Below are 9674 nucleotides of genomic sequence, written 5' to 3'. Positions count from 1 at the left end.
CTTCCAGCCTGTCCTCGCTCACTGTCGCACCTCCGGAACTTCCAGCCTGTCACACGTTCGCCCCAGCAGATCCGCCACGGCGCACGGCCTGACTGATGGCAGCAGCACGCTCCTGCACCTGACGCGCCGGCGCACAGCTTTCTTCCGGCAGGGCAGGGTATGCGTCCACGGCCCTGTCTGCATGGCGGCACCGTGGCACAAGGCTCAGAATATCGGCCGGCACGGGAAAGCGACGACTTTCCCGCACGTGCAGTACCAGCGCACGCTCCACGTCGCCTCTGTCTTCACCGGCCAGAGCCTGCGCCCAGAGTTCCGACAGGAGCAAAAGCTCTTCAGGCGATTTCAGCTGCCCGTAGAGCAGCGAAAGTTCTCCCAGGCGTCGTGCTATCCAGCTGCGTTCCATGTGCGTCTCCTGCGTTATGCCAATGCGGCTCGTTGTCGTCGTTGTCATGGGGTTCCCTTTTTCTGGCTGCCAGCAGGTACGAGGCCATGCCCCTGCTTTCCTGCTGGCGCTTCTGAAACTCCGTGGGTGCCCGCGTGTCCTGTGTCCCTCTCCCGGCAAATCCTGTCAGGGCCGGCGCGCCCCCAGGCTCCACAAATGGCTTGTCATCCCAGCCCTTGCCGTTGAGCCAGCGGGCCATTTTTGGCACCTTGCCCCGCATCCAGCGGCTGTCCTCTGCGCACATGCTCAGGATGGCTTCGCGGATGACAAAGACCGGCGCCAGTGTGCCGTTGCGATGCAGGCGCATCCATTCGCGCCAGGCCGCCTCCTGCCCCTGCTGCACGGGGTAGACCTGCCAGCAGCTCAGAAAGGCCGGCCACTGGGGGTGCCCGCGGCTGGGGGCATCTGTCTTTGCCGGGCCGTCAGGGCAGCGTTCACGGGGCAGGTTCTCCGGCTGCCGTACAGGTGCAGGCGGGGTATCCTCCCCCGGCAATACACGCGGGCAGACCGCACGGGGCGCAAGTGTGAGCCGTAGAGCCGGACAGCATGACGACGCCGAAAAAGCCGGGACAACTCCCGGAGATGCGAAGGCGGGGAAAGCCGCTGGACCGATATCGTTTTCTGATTCCAGACTGACATCCAGCGATGGACGGCGGGAATGGAAGTGGAAAACATTCGACAAGCCATGGAGTAATGGCTATCGTGAAAGAAAGGATGACAATATGAAGCGGATCGCTGACTGGCTTGAAAAAATCAGCGCGGGCTCTATGCTGATCGGCCTGTTCCAGAACAATCTGTGGGCAATTGCCGTCGGTATTGGCGCATTGGTTGGAAGCGTCTACATCTCAAGGAGGTTCCTATGACCGCAGCATGGATCGCAACGGTTGTCGTGTGCATCGGCGCCTTTCTCTACGCCGTCCATCTCGGCAAGAAGGGCGAAAACAAGTAGCCATTGTACAAAAAGCACCACCAAGGCCCCCCGGAAACGAGGGGCCTTTTTTCTTGCCTCTGACCGGCAGCGACACAGCCTTACCTCACCGTCGTTGCCGGAACTGGGGCTTCTGCTCACGTCGGCGAGGGTTCCGGGTTAGGATAATCAGCAGAAGCCGGGGCCGCGTCCACAGGGGGCGCGGCCCTCATTTTTTCGGAGCGTAGCGCAGCGTGGCAGCGCACCGGCTTTGGGAGCCGGGGGCCGCGGGTTCGATCCCCGCCGCTCCGACCAATACGGATGAGTGGCAGAATGGTCATGGCAGCGATCTTGAAAATCGCCGTGGGCGTCATGTCCACCGTGGGTTCGAATCCCACCTCATCCGCCAAAGCATTTGCTCCCGCCTCCGTGGAGAGTCCTGCAAACGCCGCTGATAGCAGGGCAAGCGTGTAACGGGGCGGCGCTGACATTTCGCCGAAAAACCTCCCGCCAAGCATGCAGCGGCAGGCCCTGCTCTGTTGTGGCTTTTACAGAGCAGGGCTTTTCATGACTCATTCCCCGGCAGTGTACCGCGCTGCCGGGCATTTTTTTCCCAAGGAGGACCTCATGCGCAACATTCACCGCCCGTTCTGGCAGGAACTCCGGGACGAACTCTCCCCACGCCGCAATGCCGCGGGCTGGGCGTGCGTTCTGCTTTTGCTCGCCCTGTTCGCCCTTGTCGGCGAACTCCCGGCAGAAACGTCCGCGTGCTCGCCGCTCATCGTCTCCAGATAGGAGGGCAGGTCATGTGCTACAATCCCTGCCCGTTTTTCGAACCGTGGTCCGAGCAATGCCGCCTGCCGCGCGGGCAACGCTGCTGGGAAGAAACACTGGATGAAGAAGAGCGCCTGGACGCGCTCGTTGAAGAAGATTTTGCGGAGGAAGACGATGGAAACCATAACCATCCGGGCGTCCAGCCTGCCTGAACTGTTCGACTGCCCGGCCAGGTGGGAGGCCAAGCATATTCGTGGCCTGCGTCTGCCCAAGTCCGGCGCGGCCCAGCTGGGCACGGCAGTTCATGCCGGCACGGCCCTTTACGACCAGTCCCGTCTTGATGGCAGCAGTCTCACGGCAGACGAGGCTGCCGGCGCCGTGGCCGACGCCATCCACCGTCCGGAAGAGGACGTGGACTGGGGCGAAGACTCCCAGTCCGAAGCTGAGCGCATCGGCATTGCCCTGCATACCCTCTACTGCCGGGACATCGCCCCGAAACAGCAGTACGTGGCCGTGGAGGCCACCTGCGAGGCCCTGCACATTACCGACATCGGCCTGACGCTCACCGGAACCACCGACCGCATCACGGTGGATGCCGTCGGCGACCTCGGCATCGCGGACATCAAGACCGGCAAAAGCGCCGTGTCGGCTGACGGCACGGTATCCACCGGGCGTCATGCCGCCCAGATCGCCGTCTACGAGCTGCTGGCCGGCGCCGCCATCGGTCGGCCCATCACCGCCCCTGCCGAGATCATCGGCCTACAGGTGGCCAAGACGGACAAGGGCCGCCGCGCCGCCGTGGGCGTCATCACCGGCGCTCGCGAGCTGCTGGTGGGCACGGAAGAACAGCCCGGCCTGCTCCAGATGGCCGTCCGCATGATCCGCAGCGGCGACTTTTACGGCAATCCCAAATCCCAGACCTGTACCGAAAAATATTGTCCGGTGTTCCATGGATGCCGGTGGAGGAGATGACATGAGCCTGACGACCACTCTCAGTACTCTGCAACGCAAGCCCGCTATGGCCACCGGCGATATGCCCATCAGCCTGGAGACCATCTCCGGCTTTGAAAACCTCCAGCGCATGGCCCGCATGTTCATCACGGTCCCCTTCGTGCCTGATACGTTCCGCGCTCCCTACACCGACGAGAAGGGCAAGCGGAGAGGCTGCTCCAGCATTGAAGAAGCCATCGGCTGCTGCGTCGTGGCCCTGGACATGGCCATGCGCATGAAGGCCAACCCCCTGGCTGTCATGCAAAACATTTATGTTGTGCATGGACGCCCCGCCTGGACGGCCCAGTTCCTGCTGGCCACGCTCAACAATTCCGGGCGATTCTCGACCATCCGCTACAACTTCCAGGGGACACAGGGAAAGGACGACTGGGGCTGCCGGGCCGTGGCCAAGGAACTGACCACCGGTGAGATTGTGGAAGGCCCGCTCATCACCATCGGGCTGGCCAAACATGAAGGCTGGTTCAAGAACAGCAGCAAATGGCAGTCCATGCCCGAGCTTATGCTCCGCTACCGGGCCGTGTCCTGGTTTGTCCGTGTCCATGCACCGGAAATTGCTATGGGCCTCAAGACGGAAGACGAGCTGAGGGACACCATCGAGCTGATCCCGCAGGAGGATGGAAGCTGGGCAAAACCTGTAGAGGAGGCCCCGCATTATACGTCCGTCGAAGCGATCAGGGAAGGCACCTCTCTTGTCGACAGGGGCCAGGAAGATGCCGCGCCCAACGCCAAACAGGACAAGACAGAGGCTCGAAGAAAGGCGCAACAGGAGCTTGAGGACTTGCGCCAGGAGGCCCTTGCGACCTGGGAGGACGCGGGCCTCACGCTGGAGGCCGCCTGCTTCCTGGCCGGTAGCAGACAGCCCGAAGCCTGGAGCAAGACCGACTGCAAGCGCGTCATCAAGGAAGCCGCCGCTAGGGCATCTGCCACACCGCAGGAACAGCCAGAAACACCGCATCCCCAGGAATCTCCTGCTCTGGATGCCACGCAGACCGGGGCCGACGCCGCCGTGCCTGAACCGGCACAGGAGCAGACGGCAGCCTTCGTCCCGCCATATCAGACGTTCACCTGCCCCCACAACGGCGCCCAGATTACGGAAGACGACTGCTACGACTGCCAGCAGCGCAACGGCTGCCCGGCATGGGATACGTCAGACGCCACGGCCTAGACATTTTCTCTGCGCATAACCTCCTCAAGCCCGCACCCGCCCGGCAAAAGGCGGGCTTTTCAGTATGTACGAAGAATACACCACAACGAGTAGCAACAACGGGCACGATCGTCTGTGCCCGTTCTGTTTTGGCGGCCCTGATCCGCATGCGGAACTCCGCTGCGCCGGCAACCGCTGCATGGCCTTTGTGAGAGAACTCTCCCCTGACGGTACCTACATGGACTCCGGCCGCTGCGGCATGGTGCAGCCCATCCGCGAGATGTCCGCAAGGGATCGGGAACGTCTGGCTGGCAGGTCCCATGTCTGACCCCAACGATAAGGCGGCGTCCATTTTGCTCAAAAAGCAGGGCAAAACGGACGCCGTTTTGCTCTACGACTTTGCCCAGTTTTCCGGGCAAAACGAGGATGCCGGCCTGTTTCGCGTCAAGCTCAACGGCTGCTGGCACTGCCCGGACGGCAAATACACGGCCCTGTCAGCCGACGCCGTGGCCGCCCTGGTACGCGACTGGCTCATTGACGCCGCGCCTGCGCCTCCCAGACCGGAAGGGCTGGACAAACCCGTCAGGGTCTTTGCGCACTGGGAGGATGACGGCGATGGACCGTGCTGCGGCACTGTCTGGACAAAAGCCCCGCCCCACCTGGGTGCTGACGGCCGCTGGTGGATATGGATAGACGGCCCGCGCCTGGTGCGCTGCGAAGACGTGCGCCTGCTGACGCGGGAAGAGCTGCGGAACGCTGCCGGCAGGTAAACGGGTTTTGTGTCGTAGCAAAGCCCGTTTTTTGCGCAGCAAATATGCTTGCTGCAAATCGAATAGCAGCAAAGGAGAGCAGAATACCCGAAGAAAAGAAGGCTGACAGCAGCAAAGAAAATACTGCAAGCACCGAAATGGTAGCCGCATGCCTTAATGGCATCCCCATCCTCAAAATGCCTCACGATTTGGCTGAGGCTTTGGGATTCGTTGTAACACAAAAGAACGAGCGTTAAACGCGAAACGCCCGCCCTGGGGCGTCGTCGTGGCGTGGCGGCCACGGCCTGACGAGCAGCCGGGAGGGAAAAATGCTGACCGAACAAGAACGTGAATGGCTGGAACGGCGGAAAAACCTGTGCAGCCGCTGCGAGTTCTGCCTGTACGACAACCCCTGCATCAAATACGGTAAACGAGGGGCAAGCGGGGTTTGCCCTGGCTTTTATTCTACACTGTGCGCGGAATATAACTTTGAGGACGCCGCAGAGTTCGAGGCCCGCGTAGCTGTCCTTCTGGCGAAAGACAGGGCCGGTGGCAAAACGCTTCGCCCCAAAGGCTGTTCCTGGTACGAGACGACCGAGGATGGACAACGGGCCAGAAAGAACGCCTGCCCGCCTCGTCACGACATCGACAACTGCCCAGGCTTCGCCATGTGTTCCCTCTATCATGCCCGCCTCGCCGCCGAGGCTGAGATGGGGCGATGAGAGTAGGGCAGTGGTGGAGACGTGCCGGTACGTGAACCTCACCAGCCCAAAACAGGCCGTTGCCTTCGCATCGTGCGGGGCAGCGGCCTGCTTGGCAAGATGATTCAGGGCAAATCAGAACAAGTCGCTGTGCGTACCTGTCCGCAGCAGATAGAGGACAAGCTCCTCATCTGCGATCTCGTACACCAGCAGCCAGTCCGGCGCGATATGGCATTCACGGCATCCGGCAAAGTTGCCGGACAGGGCATGATCCCGGTTCTTTGCGGGCAGGGGCTCCCCTGCCGCCAGTTGCTTGATGATCTCCGTCAGCAGCGCCATGTCATAGCCGCGCTTCTGCGCCCGTTTCACGTCCTTCTGGAATTTGGTGGTAGGCTTTATGGTGAGCATCAGGCGAGCAGCTCCTTCATCATGGCCTCGGCATCCGTATAGCCCTTGTAACGCTCAGGATGCTGCTTCATCTCCCGGACTTCGGCCAATGCCTCAAGGCTTTCACGGTTGGGCTGGTTCAGCGCCACCTCAAAAGGAAGTCCCTGCCGCTGGATGGCCTGCCGCAAAAAGATATTGACCGCTGTGGTCATATCCATGCCTAGCGCGGCAAACAGCTCCTGGGCCTGCTGCTTGACCGCACTGTCCATACGAATGGTCATGCTGGTTGTCGGCATATGCTGTCCTTTTTTCATAAAAAATATGTCTTACAGGTGTGCATTGTCAACATAAAAGACATAGAAGCGCATATTATAACTTGCAATTCCATTTTGTTTTCATCCTGGCATGGAGATGTATAGCGCCCCATAAAGGCTTGCAATATCCCTCGTTCTTGAGTATTTTTGAAAAAATTTTTCATTTATCTTTTTTGAGGTCATTATGGTTTCTTCCCATTCTGTTCCTGCCAATCCGACTATTCTCCGCTGGGCTCGGGAGGATGCGGGACTTTCTCTTGAAGAAGCCGCCGACCGAGCTAAAATCCATCCTCTTAAACCACGAGGACAAAAACCTGGAGTAACGCCTGCAGAGCGCCTTCAGTCTATCGAGTCTGGAGAGCACCCCCTTTCCAGCACTTTGTTAAAAGCTCTGGCTAAAGCTTACCGGCGCCCAGAAATCACTTTTTTTCTCCCGATCCCTCCGCATAAGGAAGAATTCTTAGCAGATTTTCGCACAGTAGATTCTAGGCCGCACACTGCAGATTCTCCTGAGTTTTCAGCACTTAAGCGTCGTATTATCTCTTTACACAAGGCTTTGAAAGATATTGCAGAAGCTGAAGAGGAAGTTCCTCTTGCCTTCGTTAATTCCGAGACAAGTAACTCTTCTGTGTCTAGCGTAGTTGCCGCCATACGGTCTGTGCTTGGGCCAGATCCTCGCAAAGTCTCTAAAATCCGTGATGAAGCTGAGTTTTTTAAAGCCCTTCGAGAGCAAGCTCAGCATGCTGGAATCTACGTTATTCTTCTTGGCGATCTAGGAAGCCATCATTCTGCAATTCCACTAGAAGAATTTCGTGGAATGTGTATTGCAGACTCTTTGGTTCCTATGATTATTATTAATCCAAATGATACTCTCAAGGCGCGAGTTTTTTCTCTTTTGCATGAAATATGTCATATTTTTATTGGAGCTACAGGCTATTGCAATGGTGATGGGGTAATTAAATCTCATTATGATAGATTCCAAGAAACTTTTTGCAATGCAGTTGCGGCGGAGTATCTTGTTCCTGAGAACGAACTAATTAAAGAAAAATTTCAAGAGCCGCTAATGCAATCTATTGATAAGATTGCAAAAAAATTTAAAGTGAGTTCTATAGTTATTGCGAGACGCGCAAAAGATATCAACAAGATAACACATACTGATTATGCTTATGTAGTACAAACTTGTATTGAGCGCGCTCAATCTCTTAGAAACGATGTACGTGGTGGACCAGATGCAAATACTGTTATGGCCTTTCATTTTGGTAAAAAACTTGTTTCGACATTGATAAATGCTGCAAGCAATGGGTATATAGGATTTAATGATGCATCTTCTTTGTTAGGTATATCTGTCGCAAGACTGGAGAAGGTGGCACGATGATGTACATTTTTGATACATGCATTCTTGTTAATGCAAATCGTGTCCAGTTTCCAATATCTACAAACAATTTATTTTGGGATTGGCTAGTTGACTGTGGTAAGCAGGGAAAAATAAAAATTCCAGAATCTGTCTTCGATGAAATTGGCGAAGGTGAAGATGGACTTGCGCAGTGGATAAAACAAAACAAAGAGCATTTTTTCATTCCTAAAGACAATGCGTATACCCATATGCCAGCAGTCATGGATGCCTATGTTAAGGTTTATGGGAAAGATAGCTCATTTCCTGAGGGAACTCTTGAAACGCTAAAAGCAGACCCATATGTTGTTGCGCACGCAAAAGGACTTTCCGCTTCAGTTGCAACAGGTGAACTGGCTAAAAATGGGAAATTAGCTAACTATAAAGAGGTAAAAATTCCCCATGTTTGTCAATTACTAAATATCCCATGCTTCACATTTATCCAATTTCTTTGGGCCATACGGGCTGATCTTCCTGAATAGAATTAGTCAAATTATAAAAGCAAAACTCAGCTATTTATAAGTGTTAAATTACCTTTGCCATACGTACATGGCCACCCTAAAGGTGGCCTTTTTTGTTGACAAGGGCGGCATTCTGTGGCCTCCTGAGCTTCCCAACCGTAAGAGGCGATAGTCTACCGCCTGCCGTTGTCCCCAAGCGCGGCTTTGCAGATGGAGAAACAACAAAGCCACTTTGCCTGTTGGCAAATTTTGGCGGCATGACGTCCGGTATCCGCGAGGATCCGGCAGCTCTTACGGCTGGGGAGCGTCATGCCGCCTTTTTTGTTTCTCCGCAATCCCCAGCCATCATGTGCCAGCTTTCTCCCGTCACCTTCCACGGCGACACCATCTTCTGCATCGACTACCAGAACCAGCCCTATACGCCCATGCGCCCCATTGTGGAAAACATGGGGCTTGATTGGGGTTCACAAAGCGTGAAACTCAACGCAAACAAGGAACGCTGGACTGTTGCGATAATCGCAACGGTTGCCCAGGACGGCAGCGAGCGGGAAATGCTCTGCATGCCTGTCCGCAAGCTCCCTGCCTACCTCAACAGCATCAATCCCAGAAAGGTGCGGCCGGAGCTGCGGGCAAAGATAGAACTCTACCAGGCCGAAAGCGACGACGCCCTGTGGAACTACTGGATGCACGGCCGCGCCGAACGTCCGGCCCCGCAGACGGCGGAAGCTGCCATCACACCTGACCAGCAGTGTACGTTGCAGGCCATCGTCCGGGCAAGGGTGGAGGGCATCCCGGCAGAGCGCCGCGGCAGGGGGCTGTACCCGCAGATATGGTCGCGCTTCAACAACCATTTCCGTCTGAGCAGCTACAAGCAGCTGCCCCAATGCCGCATGAGCGAGGCCGTGGCCTACCTCACCAGTATGGAGATAGCCCCGGCCCTGCCTGCTGCACCGGAAGCGCTGCCCCTGTACCGTAACGGCTGCTTCTATCCGCCGCACCGCGACCGGAGACACGTCCCCGGCCCGCAGGAGGCCGCACTGCTGGCGCTGTGGCAGGACTGGAGCCGGCGCGCGGCCGGCCTCCGGCAAGAATTCATGGCCATGCTACGGGAACTGGACGCCCGCCGCGGCGACCTGTTCAGCTACGCCGTGTCCGACCTGGGCCGCAATGCCGATACCATGTTCAGCCCGCAGTGCCTGCTGGACAGCCTGTTCCAGAGCCGCACAGAAGCCGAACAGCACTTCCGCCAGGCACTGGATAACGCCAGCCAGCACCTGCGCCTGAGCCTCAACGTGGCCGTGGCCCTGGGAAGATAGCAAAAGGAACCCACCGGCAAAGCCGGTGGTTCTTCATATGCGCCTGTAAGGCTTTCTTACCAGCCGCGCCCTAACAGG

General features: G+C 57.3%; 13 protein-coding genes, 2 tRNA genes and 1 other RNA gene. 13 read left to right on the top strand and 3 right to left on the bottom strand.

Translation table 11 applies throughout. The features are described 5' to 3' along the window. Positions 1-49 precede the first annotated feature (49 nt). Entirely contained in the window at positions 50-403 is a 354-nt protein-coding gene (locus Q0J57_RS10130; protein ID WP_297219866.1) for a hypothetical protein, read from the bottom strand. Positions 404-966: 563 nt separating this feature from the next. Here Q0J57_RS10130 and Q0J57_RS10125 point away from each other — a divergent pair. From Q0J57_RS10125 to Q0J57_RS10080, 10 genes are all read left to right on the top strand, one after another. Then, positions 967-1305, top strand: coding sequence for a hypothetical protein (locus Q0J57_RS10125; RefSeq protein ID WP_297219864.1), 339 nt, complete (start codon positions 967-969; stop codon positions 1303-1305). Between the two features lie 282 nt (positions 1306-1587). Continuing rightward, a tRNA-Pro gene (locus tag Q0J57_RS10120) sits at positions 1588-1664 on the top strand. 4 nt (positions 1665-1668) lie between these two features. Continuing rightward, a tRNA-Ser gene (locus Q0J57_RS10115) sits at positions 1669-1758 on the top strand. Between the two features lie 218 nt (positions 1759-1976). Beyond that, entirely contained in the window at positions 1977-2144 is a 168-nt protein-coding gene (locus Q0J57_RS10110; protein ID WP_297217457.1) for a hypothetical protein, read from the top strand. An 11-nt stretch (positions 2145-2155) separates the two neighbouring features. Continuing rightward, positions 2156-2335 (top strand): hypothetical protein, encoded by a 180-nt coding sequence (locus Q0J57_RS10105; protein ID WP_297217459.1) that lies wholly within the window; start codon positions 2156-2158, stop codon positions 2333-2335. Continuing rightward, positions 2298-3095 (top strand): PD-(D/E)XK nuclease family protein, encoded by a 798-nt coding sequence (locus tag Q0J57_RS10100; protein ID WP_297219863.1) that lies wholly within the window; start codon positions 2298-2300, stop codon positions 3093-3095. Before Q0J57_RS10105 ends, Q0J57_RS10100 begins: the two co-directional genes overlap by 38 nt. Before the next feature lies 1 nt (position 3096). Further along, positions 3097-4299, top strand: coding sequence for a hypothetical protein (locus Q0J57_RS10095; RefSeq protein WP_297219860.1), 1203 nt, complete (start codon positions 3097-3099; stop codon positions 4297-4299). Between the two features lie 299 nt (positions 4300-4598). After that, entirely contained in the window at positions 4599-5048 is a 450-nt protein-coding gene (locus Q0J57_RS10090; RefSeq protein WP_297219857.1) for a hypothetical protein, read from the top strand. Between the two features lie 236 nt (positions 5049-5284). Beyond that, an RNA gene (locus Q0J57_RS10085) (hammerhead ribozyme type II) lies at positions 5285-5349 on the top strand. Between the two features lie 7 nt (positions 5350-5356). Beyond that, positions 5357-5749, top strand: a complete 393-nt coding sequence (locus Q0J57_RS10080; RefSeq protein WP_297219855.1) for a hypothetical protein — start codon at positions 5357-5359, stop codon at positions 5747-5749. Between the two features lie 114 nt (positions 5750-5863). Here Q0J57_RS10080 and Q0J57_RS10075 read toward each other — a convergent pair whose 3' ends face one another. Together Q0J57_RS10075 and Q0J57_RS10070 are read right to left on the bottom strand one after the other, a co-directional pair. After that, positions 5864-6136, bottom strand: a complete 273-nt coding sequence (locus tag Q0J57_RS10075) for a type II toxin-antitoxin system YafQ family toxin (RefSeq protein ID WP_297219853.1) — start codon at positions 6134-6136, stop codon at positions 5864-5866. Next, positions 6136-6411, bottom strand: a complete 276-nt coding sequence (locus tag Q0J57_RS10070; RefSeq protein ID WP_297219851.1) for a type II toxin-antitoxin system RelB/DinJ family antitoxin — start codon at positions 6409-6411, stop codon at positions 6136-6138. The genes Q0J57_RS10075 and Q0J57_RS10070 overlap by 1 nt, the downstream gene beginning before the upstream one ends. A 202-nt stretch (positions 6412-6613) precedes the next feature. Here Q0J57_RS10070 and Q0J57_RS10065 point away from each other — a divergent pair, with 202 nt between their 5' ends. The 3 genes from Q0J57_RS10065 (at position 6614) to Q0J57_RS10055 (ending at position 9596) form a co-directional block, all read left to right on the top strand. Then, the gene (locus tag Q0J57_RS10065) at positions 6614-7804 is read left to right on the top strand and encodes an XRE family transcriptional regulator (protein ID WP_297219849.1); all 1191 of its coding nucleotides are present in this window, start codon (positions 6614-6616) and stop codon (positions 7802-7804) included. Then, complete coding sequence (locus Q0J57_RS10060) at positions 7801-8301, top strand: DUF4411 family protein (protein WP_297219847.1); 501 nt, start codon at positions 7801-7803, stop codon at positions 8299-8301. Before Q0J57_RS10065 ends, Q0J57_RS10060 begins: the two co-directional genes overlap by 4 nt. 236 nt (positions 8302-8537) lie before the next feature. Continuing rightward, positions 8538-9596 carry a phage antirepressor N-terminal domain-containing protein gene (locus tag Q0J57_RS10055; protein WP_297219844.1) on the top strand — a complete coding sequence of 353 codons (1059 nt, stop codon included), beginning with the start codon at positions 8538-8540 and terminating at the stop codon, positions 9594-9596. Positions 9597-9674: the final 78 nt, after the last annotated feature.

This window comes from uncultured Desulfovibrio sp., from assembly GCF_944324505.1.
Classification (GTDB): Bacteria; Desulfobacterota; Desulfovibrionia; order Desulfovibrionales; family Desulfovibrionaceae; genus Desulfovibrio.
Note: the sequence above shows the minus strand (reverse complement) of the source record. Positions and strands in the feature narration are given on the sequence as shown.